Source organism: Nocardia uniformis NBRC 13702 (genome assembly GCF_001613345.1).
In the GTDB taxonomy this organism is placed as follows: Bacteria; Actinomycetota; Actinomycetes; order Mycobacteriales; family Mycobacteriaceae; genus Nocardia; species Nocardia uniformis.
Window position 1 is genome coordinate 62,508 of sequence record NZ_BDCE01000045.1, and the last position, 24,652, is coordinate 87,159.

At 66.3% G+C, this 24,652-nt stretch carries 22 protein-coding genes; 14 read left to right on the top strand and 8 right to left on the bottom strand.

Annotated features, from left to right (window positions below; translation table 11 throughout):
* Positions 1-21: 21 nt before the first annotated feature.
* The 7 genes from NU1_RS14290 (at position 22) to NU1_RS14320 (ending at position 9,841) form a co-directional block, all read left to right on the top strand.
* Positions 22-1,512 carry a hypothetical protein gene (locus NU1_RS14290; protein WP_067521542.1) on the top strand — a complete coding sequence of 497 codons (1,491 nt, stop codon included), beginning with the start codon at positions 22-24 and terminating at the stop codon, positions 1,510-1,512.
* Positions 1,509-2,999 carry an SCO6880 family protein gene (locus NU1_RS14295; RefSeq protein ID WP_084521344.1) on the top strand — a complete coding sequence of 497 codons (1,491 nt, stop codon included), beginning with the start codon at positions 1,509-1,511 and terminating at the stop codon, positions 2,997-2,999. Before NU1_RS14290 ends, NU1_RS14295 begins: the two co-directional genes overlap by 4 nt.
* Positions 3,000-3,004: 5 nt before the next feature.
* On the top strand, positions 3,005-6,610 hold the full coding sequence (locus NU1_RS43225) for a hypothetical protein (protein ID WP_245720121.1): 3,606 nt from the start codon (positions 3,005-3,007) through the stop codon (positions 6,608-6,610).
* Positions 6,607-6,915 carry a transposase gene (locus NU1_RS14305; RefSeq protein ID WP_067521544.1) on the top strand — a complete coding sequence of 103 codons (309 nt, stop codon included), beginning with the start codon at positions 6,607-6,609 and terminating at the stop codon, positions 6,913-6,915. Before NU1_RS43225 ends, NU1_RS14305 begins: the two co-directional genes overlap by 4 nt.
* A gap of 119 nt (positions 6,916-7,034) precedes the next feature.
* Positions 7,035-7,559, top strand: coding sequence for a hypothetical protein (locus tag NU1_RS14310; RefSeq protein ID WP_084521378.1), 525 nt, complete (start codon positions 7,035-7,037; stop codon positions 7,557-7,559).
* Positions 7,560-7,595: 36 nt separating this feature from the next.
* Positions 7,596-9,458, top strand: coding sequence for a type IV secretory system conjugative DNA transfer family protein (locus NU1_RS14315; protein WP_067521545.1), 1,863 nt, complete (start codon positions 7,596-7,598; stop codon positions 9,456-9,458).
* On the top strand, positions 9,455-9,841 hold the full coding sequence (locus tag NU1_RS14320; RefSeq protein ID WP_245720122.1) for a DUF4913 domain-containing protein: 387 nt from the start codon (positions 9,455-9,457) through the stop codon (positions 9,839-9,841). The genes NU1_RS14315 and NU1_RS14320 overlap by 4 nt, the downstream gene beginning before the upstream one ends.
* Positions 9,842-9,946: 105 nt before the next feature.
* Here the strand turns inward: NU1_RS14320 and NU1_RS14325 are convergent, their stop codons facing one another.
* Complete coding sequence (locus tag NU1_RS14325) at positions 9,947-10,501, bottom strand: hypothetical protein (protein WP_067521547.1); 555 nt, start codon at positions 10,499-10,501, stop codon at positions 9,947-9,949.
* 497 nt (positions 10,502-10,998) lie between these two features.
* Positions 10,999-11,889: a peptidylprolyl isomerase gene (locus NU1_RS14330; RefSeq protein WP_067521549.1), complete on the bottom strand. Its 891-nt coding sequence runs from the start codon at positions 11,887-11,889 to the stop codon at positions 10,999-11,001.
* A 138-nt stretch (positions 11,890-12,027) separates the two neighbouring features.
* Here NU1_RS14330 and hisS point away from each other — a divergent pair, with 138 nt between their 5' ends.
* From hisS to NU1_RS14350, 4 genes are all read left to right on the top strand, one after another.
* Positions 12,028-13,302, top strand: a complete 1,275-nt coding sequence (gene hisS / locus NU1_RS14335) for a histidine--tRNA ligase (RefSeq protein ID WP_067521723.1) — start codon at positions 12,028-12,030, stop codon at positions 13,300-13,302.
* A 359-nt stretch (positions 13,303-13,661) separates the two neighbouring features.
* The gene (locus NU1_RS14340) at positions 13,662-14,309 is read left to right on the top strand and encodes a hypothetical protein (protein WP_084521381.1); all 648 of its coding nucleotides are present in this window, start codon (positions 13,662-13,664) and stop codon (positions 14,307-14,309) included.
* Between the two features lie 100 nt (positions 14,310-14,409).
* On the top strand, positions 14,410-15,108 hold the full coding sequence (locus NU1_RS14345) for a hypothetical protein (RefSeq protein ID WP_084521347.1): 699 nt from the start codon (positions 14,410-14,412) through the stop codon (positions 15,106-15,108).
* 25 nt (positions 15,109-15,133) lie between these two features.
* Positions 15,134-15,739 carry a class I SAM-dependent methyltransferase gene (locus tag NU1_RS14350; protein WP_067521551.1) on the top strand — a complete coding sequence of 202 codons (606 nt, stop codon included), beginning with the start codon at positions 15,134-15,136 and terminating at the stop codon, positions 15,737-15,739.
* A 4-nt stretch (positions 15,740-15,743) separates the two neighbouring features.
* Here NU1_RS14350 and NU1_RS14355 read toward each other — a convergent pair whose 3' ends face one another.
* The 3 genes from NU1_RS14355 to NU1_RS14365 all read right to left on the bottom strand — a co-directional run bounded on the left by NU1_RS14355 (position 15,744) and on the right by NU1_RS14365 (position 18,168).
* On the bottom strand, positions 15,744-16,217 hold the full coding sequence (locus NU1_RS14355) for a flavodoxin family protein (RefSeq protein WP_067521553.1): 474 nt from the start codon (positions 16,215-16,217) through the stop codon (positions 15,744-15,746).
* A 235-nt stretch (positions 16,218-16,452) separates the two neighbouring features.
* On the bottom strand, positions 16,453-17,244 hold the full coding sequence (locus tag NU1_RS14360) for a cutinase family protein (RefSeq protein WP_245720123.1): 792 nt from the start codon (positions 17,242-17,244) through the stop codon (positions 16,453-16,455).
* 483 nt (positions 17,245-17,727) lie between these two features.
* Entirely contained in the window at positions 17,728-18,168 is a 441-nt protein-coding gene (locus NU1_RS14365) for an SRPBCC family protein (protein WP_084521349.1), read from the bottom strand.
* Positions 18,169-18,601: 433 nt separating this feature from the next.
* Between NU1_RS14365 and NU1_RS14370 the strand changes: the two genes are divergently transcribed.
* Positions 18,602-19,054 (top strand): flavodoxin domain-containing protein, encoded by a 453-nt coding sequence (locus NU1_RS14370; RefSeq protein ID WP_067521559.1) that lies wholly within the window; start codon positions 18,602-18,604, stop codon positions 19,052-19,054.
* A gap of 27 nt (positions 19,055-19,081) precedes the next feature.
* Here NU1_RS14370 and NU1_RS14375 read toward each other — a convergent pair whose 3' ends face one another.
* Positions 19,082-20,308, bottom strand: coding sequence for a cytochrome P450 (locus NU1_RS14375; RefSeq protein WP_067521560.1), 1,227 nt, complete (start codon positions 20,306-20,308; stop codon positions 19,082-19,084).
* Positions 20,309-20,687: 379 nt separating this feature from the next.
* Positions 20,688-21,143 carry a hypothetical protein gene (locus NU1_RS14380; protein ID WP_157552240.1) on the bottom strand — a complete coding sequence of 152 codons (456 nt, stop codon included), beginning with the start codon at positions 21,141-21,143 and terminating at the stop codon, positions 20,688-20,690.
* 520 nt (positions 21,144-21,663) lie between these two features.
* On the opposite strand from NU1_RS14380, the gene NU1_RS14385 reads away from it, so the two are divergent.
* Positions 21,664-22,668 carry a malate dehydrogenase gene (locus NU1_RS14385; RefSeq protein ID WP_067521564.1) on the top strand — a complete coding sequence of 335 codons (1,005 nt, stop codon included), beginning with the start codon at positions 21,664-21,666 and terminating at the stop codon, positions 22,666-22,668.
* 76 nt (positions 22,669-22,744) lie between these two features.
* Here NU1_RS14385 and NU1_RS14390 read toward each other — a convergent pair whose 3' ends face one another.
* Entirely contained in the window at positions 22,745-23,617 is an 873-nt protein-coding gene (locus NU1_RS14390) for a TIGR03619 family F420-dependent LLM class oxidoreductase (protein WP_067521565.1), read from the bottom strand.
* 182 nt (positions 23,618-23,799) lie between these two features.
* Here NU1_RS14390 and NU1_RS14395 point away from each other — a divergent pair, with 182 nt between their 5' ends.
* Entirely contained in the window at positions 23,800-24,549 is a 750-nt protein-coding gene (locus NU1_RS14395) for an SDR family oxidoreductase (RefSeq protein ID WP_067521567.1), read from the top strand.
* Positions 24,550-24,652: the final 103 nt, after the last annotated feature.

Sequence of the window (24,652 nt, forward strand, 5' to 3'; positions counted from 1 at the left end):
AGATCAGGAGAGGCGGATCACATGCTGAGGCGCATCGTCACGATTTTCGCGGTCGTGTTCACCGTCATGATCGCTACGCCGACGGTGGCCTACGGCCAGACCTATGGCTTCGACGAGGCCTGCAACGAACTGCACGATTCGCTCGACGGTCTCGGTGTGCCGGGTATCAGCCTGGGCGACGCGGCGTCGGCGGCGTGCAAGGCCGGCAATGTCGCGACCCACCCCGGCGACGCCGCCACGGCGGTGCGGGACAAGGCGTGGGACTCCACCTTCGGCAAGGTGGTGGACTCACTGATGAACGGTCTCGGTGAGGCGTTGATCCTGGCGCTCACCTTCTGGATGAAGGTGCCCAACGAACGGGTCAGTGATTCCGGGGCGCTCTTCACCAAGATCAACGACTACACCTATCAGGCGCAGATACTCTTACTCATGGTGTCGGTGATCATCTCCGGCGCCAGACTCGCCGAAGCCAGACGTGGTGCGGCCATGAGCGAGGCCGCCGAATCCTTCCGCATGTTCGCGCGCGTCATCTTCAGCTCGTGGATGTTGGGCGCGGTGATCGTGGCGGGCACCCAGGCCTCGGACAAATTCTCCGAGTGGGTGATCAACGACGCCACCGATGGCAATGCCAAGGATTTGGCCGAACTGATGGTGAAAACCGCCAAGCTACAGGCATTCTCACCGGGTCTGGTGTTGATTATCGCCATTGTCGGCCTCCTCGGCGCACTCGCGCAGATCGTGCTCGCCATCGTGCGACAGGGTCTGCTGGTGGTCGCGGCCGGAGTACTGCCGCTCGCGGCGGCGTCCTCGGGCACAAATACCGGAAAACAGGCCTATCCGAGATTGATCGCCTGGATCATCGCGTTCATGCTCTATAAACCGGTGGCCGCGATCGTGTACATGATCGCGTTCACCACCGCCGGGCACGTGGACGAATTGACCTCCACCGCCGGACTTCCCGATGCCGATCAGGCCCAGCGCATGTTGGTCGCCATCGTATTGCTGTGTAGCGCGGCATTCGTGCTGCCGGTGCTCATGCGACTGGTCACCCCGGCCGTATCCATTGTCGGTAGCGGCGGTTCGGGTCTCACCGCCACCACCGGCACCCTGGTCGGTGTGGCCGCGCTCGGTGCGGTCGGCACCCGGGCAGTGGCCGTGAAGGGTACGGCCGCTCCGGGAGCCGCCGGATACGTCAACGGGCGCGGTCCCAGGCCGCCGGGAGGTACCGGTGGTGCCGCGGGCGGGGGCGGCGGTGGCGGTAGTCCACGGCCCACACCACCACCACGCGGCGGGGGCGGAGCGCCTGCCGGGAATCCCTCCGGCGGCGGTCAACCCGGTGGCGGCCAATCCGGCGGAGTTCCGTCTGGCGCGTCACGCGTCGCGGGCCGGGTCGCCTCGGCGCGCGCCGCGACCGCCGGGGTCAATCGGGCCGAATCCGCCATGGGTGATATGGCCGGCGATCGCTGGACCAATCGTTCCCCCGACCTCGGCAGGAGCACCATTCCGCGATGACGATGACCGATACCTACGAGCGTCGCGCGTACGGACTGTGGCAGAAGCCCCGTAGCGCAGGCCTTTTCGGCCTGCGCTGGGGCGAGACCGTACTCGGTTTCGCCGTCGTCATCACCGCGCTGCTGTCCGCCCTGGTGGCCGGACCCAAGCCTGCCTTCGTCATCGGCGGCCTCGGCTTGATCGTGATGGTTCCACTGGTGTGGCGGACGGGGGGCCGCTCCGGATACGAGAACGGATTGATGATGTTTCATTGGTTGCGAGGCCGCAAAAAGGGTGAGCACGTCTATCGCGGCGGCCGGTTCTCCCGGATCCCCGGCGGCGTCACCCGCCTGCCCGGCCTGATGGCCCCGTCGCGGCTCTACGAGGGCATCGACGCGGGCGGCTACAGCTTCGGCATGATCCACCTACCCCAATTCGGTCAGTACACGGTGGTGCTGCGGGCCTGGCCGCAGGGACACGAGGCGGTCGACCAGCCGGTAATCGACCGGTGGGTCTCGGCGTGGGGCACCTTCCTGGCCTCGCTCGGACAGACCTCCGACATCGTGGCCGTGGTGCCGGTGATCGATACCGTGCCCGAGACCGGAAACCGTCTGCTCACCGAGGTTTCCGCGATCACCCGTCCGGAGGCGCCGGATCTGGCCCAGCAGGTGATGTACGAGCTGGCCACCGAACTGCCGCAGGAGCGGGTGCAACTGTTGCCGCGCGTGGCCATCACCTTCAAGGCCACCACCGCCGAACGCCGCAAGAATCCGGCCGAGGAGGCCGTCGAAATCGGGCGTCGCCTGCCCGGTATCTGTGCGGCGTTGGCGGAGGCGGGAGTTCGCGCTCAGCCCATGGCGGCCGATGAGATCATCTCCTTCATTCGCCGCAGCTACGACCCGGCCTCGCAGGCCGATCTCGAAGTGGCGGCGGGTGAGCCCGGCGGGCACGGCCTGGATTGGGCCGATGCCGGACCGGTCTCGCACGAAGAGCGGTGGGACCACTTCATCCACGACGGCGGCCGCTCGGTCACCTGGGAGATGGATACCGCCCCCGAGGGTGCGGTCGACGAGCGGGTACTGCAACGGCTGCTCGCCCCGAATCCCGAAGTGCCGCGCAAGCGCATCACCATCGTCTACCGCCCGCACTCCGCCGGTGACGCCGCCCAGATCGTCGATGACGACTACAAGAACGCGCTGGTCGCGCAGCAGAGCGAACGCGGCGTCGTCTCCGCCGCCGCCACCATTCGCGTCGGTGCGACCCAGCAGGCCCGCGAAGAGCAGGCCCGCGGCCACGGCGTCACCCGCTTCGGTGCCCTGGTCACCATTACCGAACCGCTCCGCGGCGACCTTCCGCGCATCGAAGCCATTACCCGAGACCTGTCCACTCAGGCTCGTCTCAAGATCCGACGTTGCTACCGCTACCAGGCGGCCGCCTTCGCGGCCTCGCTCGGCTGCGGTGTCATCCTCCCGGAGCACGCCACTATTCCGAAAGCACTTGCGGGGTGAGCTAAATGCCACGTGACCTCGACCCTCCCGTGCGTGAACGGGACGCGGCCGCCCCGGCCCGGCGCGCTCCTCGCCGCGACGCCTCCCCGGACGTCGCGGAGGCTCCGCATACCGTGGAGCCGCCGCGCGTTCCCGTGCTCCCGGAAGCGGACCGCCCCAGCGCCGCTCGCCTCCGAGACCACGAACGTCCCCGCCGCGGGACGCTCCCCGACCGCCGACTCCTGCGCCGCGAGCCATTGGCGGCACCGGAGGAACTGGAGGCGGAGCGCGAGCGCGCCAGCGGGTCGGCGTCATCGGACGACGCACGGGAGCCGAAGTCGACGAGCCGGGAACGCCCGCGCGGTGACGCGGACGGGGAACCGGCACGTGCTCGCCGCGGCACACTGGTTCCGGGGTCCGACACCCGCGGCACAGCGGTGTCCGATCACGAGATGCCGAGCCCGGCCGCGTCGGACGTCGAGAACGTCCGCCGCACAGAGGTATCGGAGCGGGAACCAGCCCAGCGCACCGGGCCGTCGGACGATGCGGCTGTGTCCGCGTCGGCGGGCGGTGGGCCGCGTGACAGTGCTGAACCCGGCGCTGTCGCCGCACCTTCCGGCGACGAAGCGTCGCGTCCGGGCGCGGTCGTCGCGAAGCCATCGGGCCGCGAACGCGCGCGCGGTGTCGCGAGGTCCGCGTCGGAACCGGCGAGCGTTCGCGGCACTCCCGCGTCGGCCGACGGCGCACCCGCGGCACAGGCGGTGAACCGCGAGAACAGTCGCTCAGGAACGGCGTCGGCCCGTCGGCCCGTCGGACGACCGACGCTGTGGGATGACGACGAGCCCGGTGCGGAGTCGGCCGGCCCGGTCGTATCCGGAACACAGCCTCTGGTGCCGGAAGATATCGAAGGGGAGGTGTTCCCGCATGGTCAGCGGGAACGTGCCAGTCGGGTAGCACAACCAGCCGGTGAGGTCGTTCGTTCGGACCCGACCGGCGATCAGCACCACACGGCGCACGACCACGGCCCTGGTGCGCAGGAGTCGCGGCGGGCACGCGAACTGAGCGGGAGTGAGCCGATAGCCGCGGCCGATCCGTCGACCGGGCGGCCGGTGTTCGATGCGGTCGACACACCGGAGGGCGCCGGGGGGCTATCCCGAGGCGAGGCGGCACCGACGCAGGCGGCTGCCCGTGGGCGGACCCGTTCCGCGGGTGACACCCAGCCGGGAGACGGTCGCACTCGTTCGGTGGACGAGGTTCCGCACCCGGAGGTCCGTGCTGGTGCGGCGGCCGAGTCCGAGCGCGCGCGTGGTTCAGGTCAACGCACCGGCCGTGCGCCCCACGCCTCGGACCGTGGCGCGGGTGGCAAGCGCGGCGTGGTGCCGGAGCTTCCCGACCGTGGCGCGAGTGGTAAACGCGGTGCCGCGCCGGAATCCGCTGAGCGTGGGTCTGATTCGGGACGCCCACAGCGTCCCCGCGGGGACGCTCAGCCCTCGGGCCGCGAGCGCCCGCGTAGTGCCGAGCACCCGGTGCGCGAACGCGCCCGGGGTACGGATCTGCCGGAAGGGGAGCGTATGCGCAAGGCGGAACCGGGGCGAGAGCGGACCAAGGGCTCCGACGCGGTCGGACGGGAACGGCGGGCCGCCGCGGAGGGCGAGCGGGAACGGCAGCGGGGCAAGGAGAACGGTAAGGCGTCCGGGCGGGGTCGCGCGGTCGAGGGCGATCGCGTCCACCTCGGCGGGCGGGCGGGGGCACCCGGTCGGACCCGTCGACCGCGGCCCGAGGGCGAGCCGCCCGATCGGTCGACGCGCGGTCGCACCAGTCGTAGCGCTCGCCAGGAGCGGCCCGATCGGGGCTCTTCGGCGGGGGAGCGGGCCGAGCGCAAGCAGCGCGACAAGACACAGCGGGCGCAGAAAGCCAAGGCCAACAAGCAGAAATCCGGTCCGCGGCTGCTCGACGACTCCACCCGGGCACGGCTGGAGGCCATTGCCCGTGAGAAGAACGGCCTGGGCGCGGTCTGGGCCACCTTCCGCCTGCATACCGACGATCTGCGACGCCGCAACTTCGCCGCGCGGGCCGAGCGGCTCGAGTACGGCAGCGTCGACGAATTCGATCGCACCACAGCCCAACTCACCGACCGCGGGTACATGGGTGAGGGTGGTGGCCGCATGAACGTGGTCGGCCGCCCCGTCGAATACCGCGCCACCACAGCGCAGGTCGCGGGGCTGTGGCCGTGGTCGGTCGGTGCGGGCGCGCCGCTCATCGGCACCCCGCTCGGCTCGCATCTGCACACCGGCGCGCCGGTCTGCTTCGATCCGATGAACTGGTTCATGCGCGGCAGCTTCATTACCGCGCCCAGCCTTTTCGTCCTGGGCCTCAATGGATTCGGCAAATCCTCACTGGTGCGCCGCATTGTGCTGGGCGGTGTCGCACAGGGCATCACCCCGCTCATCCTCGCCGATGTCAAACCCGACTACCGCAAGCTGGTGGAGCTGGTCGACGGCCAGGTCATCGACCTCGGTTACGGCCACGGGAAACTCAATCCCCTCGCCGCCGGTGTGCTCGGCTCCGTGGTGCCCATGCTGGACGAACTGCCCGCGCTGCAAACGCAGGTGATCCAGGAGATGCGTGCCCGCCAGGTCACCCTGGTCGCCGGTCTGGTCGAACTCGTGCGCGGCGCGCGCGTGCGCGACTACGAGGAAACCCTCATCTCCACCGGCCTGCGCATCCTGTACCGCGAAGGCAGTGGTTTCACCCCGGACCAGCCACCCATTGTCGAGAACCTCCTGGAGGTGATCGTCGCGGGCGGTGACGAACTCCAACTCGATGCGGGTGCGGACAATCCGGATGAGTATCAGAACGCCATCAAGGGTCTGCGCCGCTCCCTGCGCGCACTCACCCAGGGCCCCTTCGGCGCGGTCTTCAACGGCCAGACCACCACTCCCATCGACACCACCGCCACCGCGGTCTGCATCGACGTCTCCCATATCCCCAGTGGCGACAAGAAACTCAAGGCCGCCGTCATGCTGGCCTGCTGGGCCGACGGTTTCGCCTCCGTCGAGGCCGCGCACGTGCTCGCCGACGCGGGCCTGGGACCGCAGCGCTACTTCCAGGTCGTCATGGACGAGCTGTGGCAGGTACTCGGCCTGGGCGACTTCATGGTCGACCGGGTGGACGAACTCACCCGCCTGCAACGCAGTATCGCCACCGCGCTGATCATGATCAGCCACACCATCAAGGATCTGCAATCGCTCGGCTCCGAGGCCGCCATCGCCAAGGCACTCGGCTTCCTGGAGCGAGCGCGCGCCAAGATCTTCGGCGCGCTTCCGGCCGAGGAGATTTCGCGCCTCGACTCAACCGTGCCGTTCACCGCAGCCGAGGAGGACATGGTGACCAGTTGGTCCGCACCGCAGGCGCTCACCGGCGAGGCGCTCAAACCAGGACAATTGCGGCCATCCGCGCCCGGCACCGGTAAGTTCCTGCTGAAAATCGGCGAGGACCGGCGCCCCGGTATCCCGTTCCATATGGAGTTCACGCTCTCGGAGAAGGAGAGCGGAATCCACGACACCAACCAGCGTTTCAGCGAATTCACCGAATCCAACGGACGCGGCACCGATGATGGGAGTGCCGCATGATGCCGCACCGGTCGTACCGACGAGTGTCTCCGGAGGTCAGACAGGCCGCCGTCGCGCAGGTCATCGCCCTCACCGGCAAGCTGCGCAGTGAATCGGAGGCCTGTCGGGTGGTGGCCGATCAGATCGGTGTGCACACCAATTCGGTGCGCAATTGGGTCCGCGCCGCCGAGGGTCCGGGCGTGGAACGGATGGACGCACTCGCATTGCGCCGCAAGGTCACCCTGCTGCAACAGCAACTGGCCGCCGCGGCCGAGATGAACCGCACCCTGGTGGAAACCCTCAACGACGCCTCGCGCGGCGTATGACCGGACGCGATCTGGACATCGGACACGCCGACTCGGGAAAACCGCTGGTATTGCCCGTGTGTCGGCGCGGGCGGCTAGCCTGGAAGACAAGTCCGGTCAAACGCGCGAACCTGGTGGTGATGCTGGTGGTGAGCGTCGCGATGCTGGTCGTGTCCTGTGGAAGCGACAGCGATGAGCCCGGACAGGGCGCGGGTCGACCACCCACGTCCACCACTCGGCTACTGGAGCGCGTCCCGGCCCCGGATCCCGCGAGTCCCGAGGGTGTCGCCGTGGAGGCGCTGCACGAGATCTTCACCTGGTATCCGGCCACCGAGCAGGAAGGCGCGGCGCTGGGGCGTGCGCGTAAATGGCTGGGTCCGAGCTTGATCCGTACCCTGGACAGCACGACACCGACGGCGGTCGAGACGCCGAAGGCGACGGTGCGCTGGGCCGATTGGGGTAAGGCCGGGGCCACCGTGGAAGCGTTCACGTTCGCGTCGGGTGCGGCGGCCCCCGGTGCCGATCCGAACCGGCAGCAGTACAAGATCGGGATCGAACAGACCGTCGTCTATCCGGACGGACGGCGCGAACCACTAGCACCCTCGACGGTCGTCGCAACCGTCGTCCGCACGACGGACGGCTGGCGGCTCGACGAATTTCATTGAGCCGCAACGACTTACAGGTCATCCCAGGAGGCAGTGATGGCGAAGAAGAAGGTACAGGATCCGGCCGCAAAGGGTCCGGATATGACCCTGTACATGATCTATGCCGGGTTCGTGATCTTCGGAACCCTGTGGCTGGCCCTGCAATTGGGCAATACGCTGGCATCGCAGAGGCAGACGATCCCGATCAATCCCATTGCCATCGGCTTCGAGTTGGCCCGCGGCGACCTGCAGTGGCCCGTCGCGTCCACCGTCATTGTGGGCCTGGTGGTGCTGGCCGCGGTGGCGTATGTGGTCATGGTCCGAAGGTCGAAGACGCGTAAGTCGGTGGGCCGACTGGCCGTCGACGACAAGGCCGACCACATGGGCCATGGCGGCGCGATCCGGCCACTCTCCGAGGAAGGTGTGCGGGAGAAGGCGAAGCAGCTGGGTATGCGGCTCGGCCGCACGGATATGCCCGGCGTGCCGATCGGCCGGTCCGTGGCCGACGGCCAGATGGTCTTCGGCTCGTATGAGGATCTGCACGTCGATATCTGGGGTCCGCGTCAGGGAAAGACCACCTCCCGGGTTATTCCGGCCATCCTGTCCGCCATCGGCCCGGTGCTGACCACCTCGAATAAGCGCGACGTCGTGGACGCCACCCGTGATGTGCGGGAGAACAAGGGCAGTCGCACCTTCGTCTTCGATCCGCAGGGCGTCGCGGACGAGGAACCGATCTGGTATTGGGATCCGCTGGCCTGGGTGGATGCGCACAGCCCGGGCTGTGAGGTCCGCGCGGTGCGGCTGGCCGGTCATTTCGCCGACGGCGACGACAGTTCCGGCCCCAGCGTCACCACCGACTCCTACTTCGACCAGGAGGCCGAGGACCTCCTCGCCGGGCTGTTCCTGGCCGCGGCCGTGGACAACCGGCCCATCATCCAGGTCTGGGAGTGGGTCAACAACTGGCGCGATACCGAACCGGTGGAGTTGCTGCGCCGCGCGGGCCAGCACTACATGGCCTCGGGTCTGGCGCAGCAGTTCAATGTCGACGACCGCACGCGCAGTGGCATCTTCGGTTCCGCCAAGAAGATGGTGCGCTGCCTCAAACTGTCGAATGTGCACCCGTGGATCACCCCCGGCGAAACCCGCACCCGGGATCGCGGCACCGTCAATCGCATTCAGTTCGACGAGCTCGAATTCATCGAGGGCAACGGCACTCTCTACAGCCTCTCCCTCGAAGGTCGCGGCTCCGCGGCGCCACTGGTCAGCGCGCTCACCGAGGCCGTGGTCGATGTCGCCACCCGGAAGGCGTCGCGCTCGCCCGGCGGTCGCCTGGCCATCCCATTGCTGGCCGTCCTCGACGAGGCCGCCAATGTGGTGCGGTGGAAGGATCTGCCGAAGCAGTACTCGCACTTCGGATCTCGCGGCATTGTCGTAATGACGGTGCTGCAGTCGTGGGCCCAGGGCGCGCGTTGCTGGGGGTCCGACGGGATGGAAGCGCTGTGGGCCGCCGCCAATATCAAGGTGCTCGGCAGCGGCGTCGACGATTCCAAGTTCCTCTCCGAGCGCTCGGAGCAGATCGGCGAATACGACTCCATCTCCCAGTCGGTATCGGAATCCAAAGGCGGTAAGAGCTATTCGCGCTCGCTCGCCTCGTCCAAGACCTTCAATGTGCATGCCCTGGCCACGCTGCCGCGCGGGCGAGCCATCGTATTCTCCTCCGGCACACCGCCTGTGCTCGTTCGCACGGTGCCCTGGTGGGAAGGCGAGTACGCTCCCGCGGTAACGAAGTCGATCGAGGCGCACCTCCCGGCTCCGTACCGGAAGACCCAGATCGCCGATCTTCGCCCCGCCGGTCCCTCATTGATCAAATCGGAGCCCAAGTCCGACGCGGGCCAGATTGAGGAGGTCAAGCCGCTGTGAACGAACAGCAGCAACAGCCCATGGTCTACGCCAGCGTGGTGGAGTTCGTGGAGAACTACCTATCACTGGTCTACCGGCGGCAGGTGACCGATATCAGCGATACGGTGTGGTGCCCCGAATGGTGGAAGCATGCCGAGGCGGTCGCCCGGCTCGACGCCATGTGGCGGGCGTGGGAGCACTACCGGCTGGATGGCAAAACCGGTCTGTCCGTGTGGTTTCTGGATCACGCCGACCCGCATATGGCGAAACTGTTCGATCCGAAGGGGCCGTTCAAGTACTGCAGCGTGCGCAATGGGCACAAGGATATGCTGACGCCGCTGCCGCTGAAATCTCCGCAGCAGGGCCTGTTCAGCGATCCGACGATGGGTGATTTCCGGATCTGACCGAGCACTACCGTGTAGCGGCGGATCGCAATTCAGGAATGGATCCGCCATGCTCGGCTCGACGTACGTACCGAACGGTTGTGAGGTGCGGGTCAGCCGCGTACGTCAGTTGCGTGCGCGCTGTAGCCCGCGGGCTTCCTGCTCACGTGCCCGCCGCTGAACCGTCGCGGCCTCTTCCTGCCGGGCCCGAACCGCATCCGACGCCGACTGTGCCTGTCCTACCTCGAGCAGCATCCGCACGGCGGCGAGCTCGGGTGCGATACCCATGCGAGACAGGTGCTGCGCCAGGGCCGCACGCCGTTCCACGGAGTCGTATCGAACCAGTGATTTGGACTGGGCGGCCTTGGTGGCGGCCATACGGGTGGCCTCGGCCTGTGCGGCGAAGCGGTCCTTCTCCAGCGAAACCCCTTTTTCCATCGGGGGTTTCTCGATCATGCGCGCAAGTTCGACATTGCGCGGATCCTTGGCTTTGGAGTCCGCTGCCTCCCGGAGCTGGCGCTCCCGGGATTCCTTCTGGCGTCCCTCGGTGACCTTGACGCGGGCTTCCGCTTCTTTCTGGCCACGTTCCCGGGTTCGCAGCGCGACAAGCGTCGCGAGCTGCAACATTTGCCTCATCATCGCCGCGGTTTCGCGGCCGATGTCGTCGAGTTCCTCGGCCATTGCCTGCTCCCCGATGCTGCAGTGATCACTATGGATGATTGTGGTGCTTCGTCTCGGATATCGCTACACGAACGGTGGTTCGGGAAGCGGTATCCCGCCTGCAAGCGTGGACACCGGGAGCACGGGAAGCGCGGCTTGCCCTGTGGGGGTTGCCCTGTGGGTTTTACTACGCCGCTCGTACTCCGTTCTATGAGGTTACCAGCGCGAACTCGGATACCGCCGTACGCGCGTGCTGTGATCCAGCATATATCTCACATTTCCGACACAGGCTGAAAAACTTCGGATTTTCTTTGGTTAGGAAACCCTTACACCGAAGCTTCACTAGGTGTCGAGGGTAGTGGACGCGCAAAAAAATCGGGCCCGACGCGCGGTGGCGGCGGGCCCGAAAAACCGTGCCGTCCAGTCGATTCGGGCGGTACCCGAAAGCGGCACCGGCTAAACCAGGTGTCTATATCGAGTTGGCGGCCGATCAGTCTCGGTCGGTCGGTTTGATTTGATCAGTCGATCTGGACCGAGTCGATGGTGACCGGAGTGTTCGGCGCACCGCCGCCTGGACTCGGCTCGAAGGAACCGTCATCGCCGGCAGCCGCGATCTTGTCGAGGGTCGCCAGACCGGTCTCGTCGATGGTGCCGAAGATGGTGTACTGCGGCGGCAGCTGCGAATCGCCGTAGACCAGGAAGAACTGGCTGCCATTGGTGCCGGTGCCGTCCTGGTTGGGGCCGCCGTTGGCCATCGCGATAACGCCACGCTTGTAGTTGACCGGCACCGACTCCGCGGCCGGGTCGCCCGGTGCGTACTGGTCCGTCGGGTATTCGTTATCGAAACTGTAACCGGGGCCGCCCATTCCGGTACCGGCCGGATCGCCACACTGCAGGATCTTCAGACCGGAGGTGGACAGGCGGTGGCAGCTGGTGCCGTCGAAGTACTTCTGCCCCGCCAGGCTCGCGAAACTATTGGTGGTACAGGGCGATTCGGCATTGTTCAGGGTGAGACCGATATTGCCCTGCGTGGTCTCCATACTGACGCTGAGCGTGGCATTGTCACCGCTGGTCGCGATGCCCTCGGTACGGGGCTTGTCCACCGGACGTGCCGCGGGCTGCTCCGGAGTATCGCGATAGGTGCAGTTCACCAGGTCGGCCTTGGGTTTGGCCGACGGCGGCGCCGAGGCCAGCGAGGCTTCGGGGGTCTCCGACGCGGTCGTGGTGGAGTTGTCCTCACCACGAGTCAGGTAGTAGATGCCGACGCCCGCCGCCACCGCGACCACAACGCCCAGGGCGGACGCGGCAATCGTGAGCTGCTTGCGCTTGCGGGCCCGTTGCGCCCGATTGGCCAGTTGACGCTCCAGCTTGCGTTTCGCCGCAGCGCGTCGCTGTTCATTGCTCGGCACTAGCTAGTCCCTCCGTGGTCGTATGTGTCCGGCACAAGAGTTTGCCATCATTTCCTGAGACCTTTCCTTATGAGCGGGGCCCGCCGCAGGGTAAACCGGTTGGACTTGTCCGATGGGCGTTTGAAAGACTTGGACACTGTGACCAAGACCAGCAGTTTCAAGGCCCCGAAGGGTGTCCCCGATTACCTGCCGCCGACCTCGGCGGAGTTCGTCGCCGTACGCGACGGATTGATCCGTGCCGCGCGGCTGGCCGGGTACAGGCATGTGGAGCTGCCGGTGTTCGAGGAGACCGCGCTGTTCGCCCGCGGGGTGGGTGAGTCCACCGATGTGGTCAGCAAGGAGATGTGGACCTTCGCCGACCGCAATGGGCAGAGCTTCACGCTGCGGCCGGAAGGTACCGCCGGGGTGATGCGCGCGGTGATCGAACACAATCTCGATCGCGGCGGACTGCCGGTGAAGCTCTGCTACGCCGGGCCGTTCTTCCGCTATGAACGCCCGCAGGCCGGTCGGTACCGCCAGTTGCAGCAGGTCGGCGTGGAGGCCATCGGCGTGGATGATCCGGCCCTCGATGCCGAGGTCATCGCCATTGCCGATACCGGGTTCCGCTCGCTCGGGCTCACCGATTTCCGCCTGGAGATCACCTCGCTCGGTGATGAGACCTGCCGACCGCAGTACCGGGAACTGTTGCAGGAGTTCCTGTTCAAGCTGCCCCTGGACGAGGAGACCCGCCGCCGCGCCGAGATCAACCCACTGCGGGTGCTCGACGATAAGCGGCCGGAGGTGCGCGAGCTGGTCGCCGACGCGCCGCTCATGATCGATCACCTGTCCGAATCGGCCAAGGCGCACTTCGATCAGGTGCTCGGCTACCTCGACGCCATGGGCGTGCCGTATGTGGTCAACCCGCGCATGGTGCGCGGTCTGGACTACTACACCAAGACCACCTTCGAATTCGTGCACGACGGTTTGGGCGCCCAGTCCGGGATCGGTGGCGGAGGTCGCTACGACGGGCTGATGGCCCAGCTCGGCGGGTCCGAACTGTCCGGTATCGGGTTCGGCATCGGCGTCGACCGCACGGTGCTCGCCCTGGAAGCGGAGGGCAAAGCCGCCGGTGATGGGGCGAGTTGCGATGTGTACGGCGTGCCCATGGGTGATCTCGCCAAGCAGCACCTGGTCGTCCTCGCCGCACAGCTGCGGGCGGCCGGTATCCGCACGGATCTGGCCTACGGCGGACGCGGGGTCAAGGGTGCCATGAAGGCGGCCGATCGGTCCGGAGCCCGCTTCGCCATCGTCCTCGGCGACCGCGAGGTGACCGAGGGGGAGATCGCGTTGAAGGACCTACGCAATGGTGAACAGCGGCAGGTGCCGCTCGACGAGGTGGTCGCACAGGTGTCCGCCGCCCTCGCGGGCGGGTAAGGCATAGGCGTCGCTCTGCCCTGGCAGTTGCTATCAACGCCGGGGCGGAGCATCACCGACGGTGAATTGGACTATCCCCGAATCGAATTCGTGATCGGCACCGTCCCCCGTCATCCCGGCGCGCTTTTGGCCGGGATCCACTACTCACCAGAGGTGGATTCCGGCCAAAGCGTGCCGGAATTACGAAGGTGGCGGTGGCCAGGCCACATCGCAACCCCAACTCTCGGTAGGCGCGAATGTGCGCACCCGCCAGGAAGTTCGGCGCGGTACCCGGTCTTGGTGGTAGCGTCCCCGACGGTGTTCGCCGCCGCCGCACCTTCCGGCCGTACACCCACTCCGACCTGGACGAATGCGCACCCGTGACTGAACAACCCAATACTGAACCCACCGCACCGGTCGGGCTCGATCTCATCGCACCCGAAATGTACGCACCGGCGCTGCGACGTCTCGCCCTCGCGGCTATGGGCGTAGGCATCGGCGTCGGTCTGCTGCTGGCACTGCTGGTGGATTGGCCCATCGCCCTGGCTGCCGCCCTTGTGCTCGGTGCACCCACCGCCCTGTACGCCGTGGCCGCGCAGCGTCGCCGAATGTCCCTATCCGGCACCGTACTTCACGCCCAGACCTGGTCCGGCGACCACCGCCTCGATATAGCGGCCGCTACTGGAGTCGAAATCCTCGTCTACGCGGGCCGCCTCAGTCGAGTGGTTCTACGCATTACCTCGGGCCCCGACACCCGCATAGTCCCGCTGGCCATGTACACCGATAGCGGTAGCGGCCGAGAGCTGCATATCCTCGGTCTCCGTCGCCTGTCCGACGCCCTGGCCGCCTGCCCCCTGGCCGCGGCCCTGGCGGTCTCCGACGTCCTGGTCCAGCAATTGCGCGCCGAAGCTCGCGATGCCAACGCGGAGGAGCGGCCGCTCTACCGTGCCGCCCGCATGGTCCGAGACCGCGATGCCGTCCAGCCGGTGGTGCTCAGCGGCCGGGATATCGCCGAGCTCTCCGACTAGGCGCGATCGGTAACGGACCGGCCCGCCTCCGTGTCGGAGCGCCGCGTCGCCCGCCTTCTTCCGTAGGCTCTTTCGGGCCGACGAAAGGGGACACCCGCACATGTTCGAGCGCACACTGCAGAAGTCAGTGGAACTGGTCTTGCGGGCCGGGAGTGGGGTACAGGCACCGCTGGCGGCCAAATACGTCGGACGGTTGCGGCGGTTGCACCCGGATCGGACGCCGGAGGACATCGCACAGGGGTTGGAGACGCGATACCTGGTCCTGGTCACCACCAGCGGCACGCTGGCGGGTCTCAGCGCCGCCGTACCGGGTGTCGGCACCCTGATCGGGTTGGCGGTGAGTGGTGTCGAATCGGTGTTCTTCCTGGAGACCTCCGCGCTGTACGCCGCCTCGGTGGGCGCGGTGCACGGAATGGACAAGATGCCGCCCAAACAGCGCCGCGCCGTGGTCGCCGGTGTTGTGCTGGGGGAGAGCGGCGCGGAGATGCTGGGTAAGACCGCGAGCCAGTCCGCCCGCGACTGGGCCACCGCGCTCGGCGACAAACTCCCCGTCGTTCGCTCCATCGACAACTCCATGGCGAAGCGCTTCATCGTGCAGTTCATCGTCAAACGTGGTGTGCTCATGTTCGGCCGGGTACTGCCCGCCGGTATCGGCGCGGTCATCGGTGCCGTCGGCAACCGCGCACTCGGCAAGGCCGTAGTCGCCAACGCCCACCGCACTTTCGGACCCGCGCCCGCGACGTGGGAGTCGACCACACCGGTCCCCGCCGGTGCGGTCAGCGGCAATGGGCGCGGGTGACGTTCGGTAACGGAGAATCGGTGCGGTGCTCGATTACGACGATGAAGCCGACGTTTACGATCGGACGCGAGGGGGACAGGCGCGCGCCGATGCGGCCGCAGCGGCGCTGAGCGGGTTGCTTCCTTCGCGCAGTGTGATTCTCGATCTGGCCATCGGTACCGGAATAGTGGCCGCCGGGCTGGAAACCCTCGGCCACCGCGTCGTCGGCGTCGACCTGTCGACCGGCATGCTGCGACACGCGGTCCGTCGACTGCCCGGCAGAGTGACGCGTGCGGACGCCACCGCACTTCCCGTGTCGAGCGATTGCGTTGAAGCCGTCACCGCGCTGTGGCTACTGCATCTACTGGATAATGCCGAGCCCGTCATGGTCGAAGTGGCAAGGGTCCTCCGACCGGGCGGACTCTTCCTCACCACCGCGGACAAACGCAGCGCAGATCGACTGGCCGCCGCTGCGCCAGCCGGAAGCCCTGTGGCCCAAGATAATTGCGCGCGGCTGACTGTTCTCGGAGTTCGGCACAATCTCCAGCTGACCGCCGCGACATCCTTTGTCGGACATGGGCAAGCTCGACCGGGTGGCGTCGACCCGGTGTACCCGGTTCTGGCCTTCCGCCGCGCTGTTGGCAGGGGTTAGGCCGTCACGACGTGGTGCTGGTCCGAGTTCGTAGCCCTTCGGCGAAGGTGCGTGCCGCCGCCAGGTCGCTGGCATTGGGTCGGCCCTTGCGGACACCGCCGACCAGTTTGAACGGCAGGAAGGTGTCGAAGGCGCGACAGGAGAAGGTGTCGACCACCTCGAAGCCCTGCTGTTCGAGCAGCCGCACCAGGGGGCGGGAAAAGGGGCGGAAGGACGCTTCGGGGAATCCGCTGGTGGCGAAGACGAATGCCTTGTTTCGTTGTTCCTGTGGGAGTGATTCGATGAACTCGCGCAGCTGAGTGTGGAAGGAGCCCAGGAAGATTCCCGAGCCGAAGCCCACCAGGTCGTAGGTGGACAGCTCGGCTGCATCGACCTGATCGGGGCTGACGATACGGGCGTCGAGGACCTTGCCGATGACCTCGGCGACCTTCCTGGTATTGCCGTGGGAGACCGAGGTGCACACCATGATCGCCTTCATACCGGCGCTCCCGTGGTTGCCTCGAATGCCTTGCGGCGCTGGCCGGTTCGGGCCTTGGGCTCCCCATCCCATCCGTGCGGCGTCATCTGTTCCCTCCCGGTAGAAGATCGACCTGCACCGTCGATCCTATTGGACTCCATAGCAAGGCAAAGGATCTCGCCGAGACGGGAAGTGTGGTGTCGATGACAGTCGACCCGGGTGGCCGTCGCGACAGCCACCCGGGTCGAATCGGTGGTCAGGGGTTTTCGGCCGCGATATCGACGAGCCAGTTGCGCAACCAGGTGGTGGCGGTGGTGCCGTTCTCGTCAACCACATAGGTCGGATACTTCTGGTGCGCTCCGGAGACGAGGAACTCCTGCACCTGCCGCACCCACTGCTCACCTGCCGGGTCGTCCGCCGGGGCCGCGAGGATGCCTGTAATGCCGGGGAAGAGCGCCTCGGTCAGGATCGACTGCAGGGACATGACGTAATTGCCGGCCTGCAGCGGATCCGGTGCGGACAGCTGGGTGAAGAATCCGGCGAAACGTCCGGCGAGATCGTCATTGGGCACCGAGCAGTACAGATCGCCCTCGACGCAGAAGGTCCGCACCTTCGAACTCAGAAAGCCGAATCCGCCGACGCGCGCCCCGCCCGCGCCCGCGCCCGGCACCGGCGGGCCGATCAGCGCGTCATTGAGCGAGCGGCGCGGGTCGGACAGCAGCCCGACCGCGGCCACCCGGTCCGGCGACACCACACCGAGTCCGGTGCCGATCTCCGCGGCCAGGTCTCCGGCCGCATCCGCGCCCTGGCTGTAGCCGATCAATGCGAAACGTGTTGCGCTGCACCGGGCCGCCATACCGGCGATCATCTTGCGGGCATTGTCGACGCCCTCCCGCTTGGAGCGGCCATAGACCTCACCCTCCCAGGGGAGTGCCGTGGCCGCGTAACTGACGTAGTCGGTGCGCACTGTGCCGGGCAACCCTCGGGTGACGAGGGACAGCATCCCCTGGCTCGGATCATCGCGGGAGGTTTCCCAGGTGCCGGGCACGGCCACCACGTTCAAATCCGGGCAATCGCTGGGTGCCGCATCCGCCGGCGGCGTGTCGGTTGTTATCCAAAGCATCCCTGCCGCAACCGCTACGACCGCTGTCGCGACCGAGCACGCTGTCCTGAGTGACCGTGCTGTTCGAAATGACAAGCTTCACACTCCTTGCTCGGACGATTCCAAGGTGGGAAGGCGCGCACCCCGCCCATTGCCGACAAACCGACCACAGCGAATGTCAGGCAACCCATGTGTACCGTCAGAAAGTACCAAGAAAGTGGCGAGTCGGTAATCGTTCCGCGCCAGGCTTTTCGCGTGAATAGCAGACCCTTCAGCCTGCGGCTTTCCGTACGAGCTCAGCGATCCGCGCCTCGTTGTCGGCGTTTCTGCAAAACTGATCAATCGTCCGACGTGCGAGCAATTCGCGCCGCCACCGCACCATCGCATCGGTGTATCGGCGTCGCAGAACTCACCGGAGTGGGCGCTGGCTCAGTTTTCGAGTACCTCGCGCAGTTTCAACAGGGTGGTCTTCCAGCCTCGCTCCATATAGTTGCGGGCCATCTTCTGTCGACGGTTCTCGATGTCGAAACCGGTCTGCGTCAACAGGAGTCGCGTACCACGGCCCTGTGGCTTGATCGTCCAGTCGACAACCCACCGCGCGGGATACTTGGCACGCAGATCGACCCAGGTGTGGGTCAACTGCTCACCCGGCTGCACCACGAGGACTTCACAGGCGATCTCACCGGTCGGCTCGGTCGGCACCACGAAAATGAAATGCGTTCCGACTGTCGCGGCGAACCCGTTCGACCGCATCAACCATCGCTCGATCAGTTCCGGCTCCGTCAGAGCACGCCACACGGCGTCCGGCGGCTGCGGAAAGAACCTGCCGATCTCGACCGCAGCGGGATTCAACTCGTGATCAGAAATCACGGCACACCGCCTCAACGAATCCAGCCATGCCAACAGCATCCCAGATCCCCGCGCCGCGAGCCCGCTAGAACCTGCTGGTAATTACCCGGATTCGGGCGAGGTCACGATGCCGGCAGCCAGCCTTCCCAGCGGGAGAGCCACCACTGGTCACCACGATCGAGCGCAACCGCCGCCCGTTCGGCCTCGGCCCAGACAGCTGCGGCCTCCGCCGGGCTGAGCCGACCACTCGCCACCTGCTCCGCGACATGGATAGCCAGACGTGGCCGTGCAGCACTTCTCGCAGCTGTACCAGGGATCCGACCGGGAACCTCTTCATTGCGGCCACGCTAGTCGTGCGACGGCCTGCGGCACCGGCAACCGTGGTTGGGGGCGAGCAGGCGGCACTCCCTGATATAAATTAGGTTAGCCTTACTTGCATTGAAGGGAGTTGTGCGTGCGCGTCGTTATTCTTTTCGGATCTGAACTGGGCACCTCCGAGCTGGTCGCCGAGTCCGTGGCCGATGAACTTTCGGCACATGATGTGTCGGTTTTCGATATGACGGACTTCGATCCCGGCGACCTCGAGCCGACTGATTTCCACATCGTCGTCTGCTCCACCTCCGGCGACGGGGAACTGCCGACCGGGGCCGAGCCCTTCTTCAATGCGCTCGATGCCACACAACCGGACCTGACCGGGCTGCGGTTCGGCGTCTTCGGGCTCGGCGACAGCATCTATGGCGACACCTACAACCGTGGCGGTGAGATCGCGGCCGAGAAACTCACAGAATGTGGCGCTGTCCAGGTCGGCGAGCATGCCCGGTACGACTCGTCGACGGAGGTGCGGCCGCAGGAGATGGCGCGGGAATGGGCTCGGACATTGCCGATCCCGGCCCTCATGACCACGTGAGGACGCAGTCCCGCTGCCACACAACCTTCAGGAGTAGGCGACCTTCCAGCTCTTGATCGCGTTCAGCCAGCTCGAGCGCAGCCGGACCGGCTCGGAGATCTCGCGCAGGTTCGGCATCACGTCGGCGATGGTATTGAACATGAGGTCGATCTGCAGACGCGCCAGGTTGGTGCCCGCGCAGTGGTGGGTGCCGTTGCCGCCGAAGCCGACATGCGGGTTGTGCTCGCGCAGCACGTCGAACTCGTAGGGGTTCTCGAAGTGGTCCTCGTCGAAGTTGGCGGAGGCGTAGAACAATCCGAGGCGGTCGCCCTTGGCAATGGCTTGACCGCCGATTTCGGTGTCCTGCATGGCGGTTCGCTGGATGGAGAGCACGGGGCTGGCCCAGCGGACGATCTCGTCGGGAGCGGTGCGGGGGCGCTGCTCCTTGTAGATCTCCCACTGGTCGGGGTTATCGACGAAGGCCTTCATACCGAGGGTGATGGCATTGCGAATCGTCTCGTTGCCGCCGACGATGAGGAGGACGACGAACCAGGCGAACTCATCCGAGGCCAGGGCCTCGCCCTCGACATCGGCGTGCAGCAGCGAGGTGACGATATCGTCCATGGGGCACCTGCGCTTCTCCTCGGCGAGGTTCCACGCGTAACCCATGACCTCCGCGGTGGCCATCCGGTGATCGCCCTCGAAGTCCGGATCCTCGAATCCCATCATCTGGTTCGTCCACGCGAAGATCTTCCGGCGATCGTCCTGCGGGACCCCGAGCAGTTCGGCGATCGCCTGCAACGGCAGTTCGGAGGCGACCTGATCGACGAAGTCGCCGCCGCCGGTTTCCTTGGCCTCGTGGACGATTCGTTCGGCACGGTCGCGCAACGCGTCACGCAGCAAATCCATGGCGCGCGGGGTGAAGCTCTTGGAGATGATGCGGCGGAACTTGGTGTGCTTGGGCGGATCCATATTCAGCAGCAGCGAGCGCTGAATCTCGATCTCCGCGCGGGTGGTACCGCTGGGCATCCGGATGACGGCGGTGTTCTCCTCCGAGGAGAAGATATCCGGCTTCCGGGAAATCTCCTTGATGTCATCGAGTTTGGTAATCGCCCAGTAGCCTCCGGTGTCGTACCCGCTCACACCGTCGGGCTGCGGGATCCAGTAGACCGGTGCGGTACGCCGCAGCTGCGCGAACTCCTCGACGGGCAGACGATGGACGAGGAACTCCGGATCGGTGAAATCGATACCGGCGGGGATGGACGGGGCGGACACGGAACCTCCTGTGGCACTTGAGCATTAGAAGTCAACCACGGAGAGGGAGGTGCCGCGCGCCGTGCGACTGCGAGGAAATGTGCTGCGCTGGTGATGAACACGATCTGCCGCGGGGCGACGGGAGCCCTCAATGTGAGGGAATTGTTGGTCACAATTGGTGATCGACGTTTCACCGCAATGTGTTTGGGATGTCGCTCGTGGCGGCGTCGCCGGGTGTGGACGTCTGTTACCCCGGTCGGGACGTCGATACCCGAACCGGGGACGTGGTGCGGTTTCTCACGTTTTCGGCTCAGCCGATCGATGGTTGGTTCTTGTGGCGCAGCCCATAGTCGATGTCGCCACGAGAACCGGGGCACCGGCGTCTGGTGTGCGAACCGGATCAGCGGGTGAGCATGCGCGGGGGATTCGGGTGCACGTCCACGAACGCGACCAGGTCACCGTAGGGAACGCTGCCGTGCGTGAAACGATGAGCCATGCGCGCCAACGCGGTTCGCGCTCCGTACTTGATCCGCATGGCTTCATACACTCGTGCGGCCAGGCGTGCGTCGCGGACTATATAGACGGTGCCGTACTGCTGACGGGTATTGAGGGCCGGTCGGCCGCGCCAGTCTCCCGGCTGGATCACCACTCGCGGATCGTGTGCCAACTGCTCTGCCTCGACGCCATATGAGGACAGCAGAAAATTCAACCGCCCGTGCTCGGCCGGAATGACCAGGTGCGGCGTCGTCGCGATGCGCCCCGGTGCGATCGGACGCGTCACCAGCACGGATTTCGCATCCCACCACGGCGATCCTTGATGCCATACGCCGGCTCCCGCGGGCCGGTCGGGCGTCATATCGCGATTCTGGTACACGGTTGCTACAGGTGCGGCACTCGATGTCATAACCGGTTCGACTCCAAAATCGTTGTTCTTCAGTACCTTTCGAACACAGGCATGTGCACGTGGGTGGGGCGCGCGGCAGCCCCGGTCCCGCTCCGGGCCCGGATGAGTGCCGCAATTGTCCCCATCCCGAGGTTAGCGTTGCTCTTGAATGCGTGCCAGGACGCTCGGGTCGAGCAGGGGTGCGTGTCCTGCGGTTGTCTCACATACGTCACCGACGCCACGGGGTAGTGGCATAACGACATTCGCCCGGCTCGCGCCGATACCGGCGAGCCGATCGGTGCGACGGTCGCTATTGCGGAGATCACTATCCGGAGATGCGGGTATGAGAGAAACGGCAGGACGGCCGGTGCGGCGAGGCGGACCTTCATCGCCCGTGCGGGCGGATGTCTGCTTGCTCACGGCCGCGGGTCTCGGTTGTGAGCGGTCGTTAGGCTGAGGAAGGGAGTGTCCGGACTATCGCTAGGAGATTGTCGTGAGCAGTGCCGCCCGACCCGTGACCGTTACCGTGACCGGCGCTGCCGGACAGATTGCCTATGGGCTGCTGTTCCGGATCGCCTCCGGGGCGATGTTGGGGGCGGATACGCCGGTACGGCTGCGGCTGTTGGAGATTCCGGCTGCGGTGGGGTCGCTGGAGGGAGTGGCGATGGAGTTGGAGGATGGCGCGTTTCCGCTGCTGTCCTCGATCGATATCTCCGATGACCCGTGGGTGGGGTTCGACGGGGCGAATGTCGCGCTGCTCGTGGGGGCTCGACCGCGTACGGCGGGGATGGAACGCGGCGACCTACTGGCCGCCAACGGGCCGATCTTCACCGATCAGGGTGCGGCTATCAATGCCAGTGCCGCTGCGGACGTCAAGGTGCTCGTCGTCGGAAATCCGGCCAATACCAATGCCTTCATCGCTATGAGCAATGCGCCGGATGTGCCCGCGGAGCGGTTCACGGCGCTCACCCGGCTGGACCACAATCGCGCGATCGCGCAGCTGGCCAAGAAGACCGGGGTGGCGGGCACCGATTTTCGGCGGGTCGCCATCTGGGGCAACCACTCCGCCACCCAGTACCCGGATATCTCGCATGTCACCGTGGCCGGTCGGCCGGCGGTGGAGGTCATCAACGATCAGAACTGGGTGGTGAACGACTTCATTCCGACCGTGCAGCAGCGTGGGACCGCGATTATCAAGGCGCGCGGGGCGTCCTCGGCGGCCAGTGCCGCCAGCGCGGCCATCGACCACATCCGTGATTGGGCGCGGGGTTCCGCGGCGGGGGATTGGGTGTCGATGGCGGTGCCGTCGGACGGGTCCTACGGGGTGCCGGAGGGGCTGATCAGTTCGTTCCCGGTGACCTGCGCGAATGGCGAGTACAGCATTGTGCAGGGTCTCGACGTGGACGAATTCTCGCGTGGGCGAATCGATATCAGCGTGGCCGAGCTCGAGGGCGAGCGCGATGCTGTTATCGACCTCGGATTCGCCAAGCGCGTCTGAGTGCCGCTCGGTGCGGACCCCGGCCCGATATAGGGGCCGGGAGTCCTCGGGACCGTGGGGATCGCGCCCGGGCCGGTCAGCTCAGCTTGCTGATCACATTGTCGCCGTACCACTTCAGCTTGACGATCTTCTCTTCCAGCGACTCGGTGTCGTGCTCCATGGCGTAGGAGTTGCGGAAGCCCACAATGAGATCGGTAATGCCCTTGTCCTCGAGGCGCTTGACCCCATCGGTGGTGTAGCCGTCGCGGGAGACGGCGTGAATCTCGAACGGCGTGGAAAGGTCGCGCTCGCTGCGCAGTTCATTGATGCGGGCGAGGTACTTGTCGAGATCCTCCGCACCGCCGCCCGCGTGCATCCAGCCGTCGGTCAGGCGCACCGCGCGCTCGAGGGCGGCATCGGAGTGGCCGCCGACCAGAATGGGAAGCGGTTCGGTGGGAGCGGGAGTGAGCTTGATCTTGGGGATGTCGTAGAACTCGCCGTGGTACTCGAAGTACTCGCCGGTCGACAGGCCCTTCACGATTTCGATGCATTCGTCGAGACGCTTACCACGCTTCTCGAACGGCACACCCATGATCTCGAAATCCTCCGGCCACGGGCTGATGCCGACGCCCAGCGCGAAGCGGTTATTGCTCAGGCGGGCAAGCGAACTCGCCTGCTTGGCGACCAATACCGGCGGACGGATCGGCAGCTTCAGCACGAAGGGGGTGAGGCGCAGGGTGGTGGTGGCCGCGGCGATGGCCGCCGACAGGACGAAGGTCTCGATAAAGGGCTTACCGTCGAGGAACTCGCGGTTGCCGTCCTTGGTGTAGGGATACTTCGAGTCCGACTCGGCCGGGTAGGCGATGCTGTCGGCGATGGTCATGCTGTGGAACCCGGCGGCCTCCGCGGCTTGCGCCAGCGGAATGTAGTAGTCCGGGTTGGTCATGGCCTCCGCATAGGTGAAGCGCATCTGGTCGTCCTCTCGACAGTGGGCGGGCGCCAAACTAGAACAGATTCTAGTTATGGGGTGATGCTAGCCGCATCATCTGTCGTAGCGCGAGAGTTCTTCCAATGGTGGGAATGGTCTCGCTGGCTGAGATCGGCCTCGGTGGGGATTGCCCCGCTATTCTGAACCCTGTTCTAATCGCACCCATGACGATTGCCATCACCGGCTCCGCCTCGGGTATCGGCGCGGCCACCGCCGCCGCCCTGACCGCGGCCGGGCACGACATTATCGGCATCGACCTGAAGGACGCCGATATCACCGGCGACCTCACCGATCCAGCCCTGCGCGCGGCAGCCGTCGAACAGGTGGTGGCACGCAGTGGCGGTGTGCTCGACGGGCTCGTGCTGTGCGCGGGCGTCGGCCCGCAGGTCCCGGACCCCATGCGCATTGTGGAAATCAACTACCGCAGCACCATCGCGCTGCTCGATGCCCTGCTGCCCGCCCTGCGGAAGGGCGAATCGCCCGCGGCCGTGGTGGTTTCGTCGGTGGCCTCCACTCATATCCCATGGGATAAGAACCCCGTCGCCACCGGTACCGAAGCCGAAGCCTTCGCGCAGGCCGGTGATTACGCGGGCAGCTACGCCTACGCCGCCTCCAAGAACGCCGTCACCGTCGCGGTGCGCCAACGCGCCGTCGAATGGGGAGCGGCGGGCGTGCGACTCAATACCGTCGCACCGGGCAGCGTCGACACCCCGTTGCTTCAGGCGGGTATGGATGATCCCCGCTACGGCGAGGCCATTCGCAATTTCACCTCCCCGGTGGGGCGCAATGGCCGCCCCGACGAAATCGCTGCCCTGATCGCGTATCTACTGGGCCCGCATGCCGGTTTCATACACGGCGCGCAGTTCGTCATCGATGGAGGTACCGACGCGCAGGCGCGGCCGACCGCCGTCTGAGGTGCGTCGGCGCGGTCCCGCCCGGTCGCGGTGGCCAATCACCACGACGCCGCTTGGCCGCCCTCGTCATTCCGGCGTGTGCTTGGCCGGAATCCAGCTTTGA

What these genes read in the sequence shown, in the direction of transcription:
- NU1_RS14380 (WP_157552240.1), bottom strand. Translation starts at nt 21,143, where the DNA reads ATGACGCCCGACCGGCCCGCGGGAGCCGGCGTATGGCATCAAGGATCG.
- NU1_RS14395 (WP_067521567.1), top strand. Translation starts at nt 23,800, where the DNA reads ATGACGATTGCCATCACCGGCTCCGCCTCGGGTATCGGCGCGGCCACC.
- NU1_RS43225 (WP_245720121.1), top strand. Translation starts at nt 3,005, where the DNA reads ATGCCACGTGACCTCGACCCTCCCGTGCGTGAACGGGACGCGGCCGCC.
- NU1_RS14305 (WP_067521544.1), top strand. Translation starts at nt 6,607, where the DNA reads ATGATGCCGCACCGGTCGTACCGACGAGTGTCTCCGGAGGTCAGACAG.
- NU1_RS14310 (WP_084521378.1), top strand. Translation starts at nt 7,035, where the DNA reads ATGCTGGTGGTGAGCGTCGCGATGCTGGTCGTGTCCTGTGGAAGCGAC.
- NU1_RS14325 (WP_067521547.1), bottom strand. Translation starts at nt 10,501, where the DNA reads ATGGCCGAGGAACTCGACGACATCGGCCGCGAAACCGCGGCGATGATG.
- NU1_RS14315 (WP_067521545.1), top strand. Translation starts at nt 7,596, where the DNA reads ATGGCGAAGAAGAAGGTACAGGATCCGGCCGCAAAGGGTCCGGATATG.
- NU1_RS14355 (WP_067521553.1), bottom strand. Translation starts at nt 16,217, where the DNA reads ATGAAGGCGATCATGGTGTGCACCTCGGTCTCCCACGGCAATACCAGG.
- NU1_RS14345 (WP_084521347.1), top strand. Translation starts at nt 14,410, where the DNA reads ATGTTCGAGCGCACACTGCAGAAGTCAGTGGAACTGGTCTTGCGGGCC.
- NU1_RS14290 (WP_067521542.1), top strand. Translation starts at nt 22, where the DNA reads ATGCTGAGGCGCATCGTCACGATTTTCGCGGTCGTGTTCACCGTCATG.
- NU1_RS14390 (WP_067521565.1), bottom strand. Translation starts at nt 23,617, where the DNA reads ATGCGCTTCACCTATGCGGAGGCCATGACCAACCCGGACTACTACATT.
- NU1_RS14295 (WP_084521344.1), top strand. Translation starts at nt 1,509, where the DNA reads ATGACGATGACCGATACCTACGAGCGTCGCGCGTACGGACTGTGGCAG.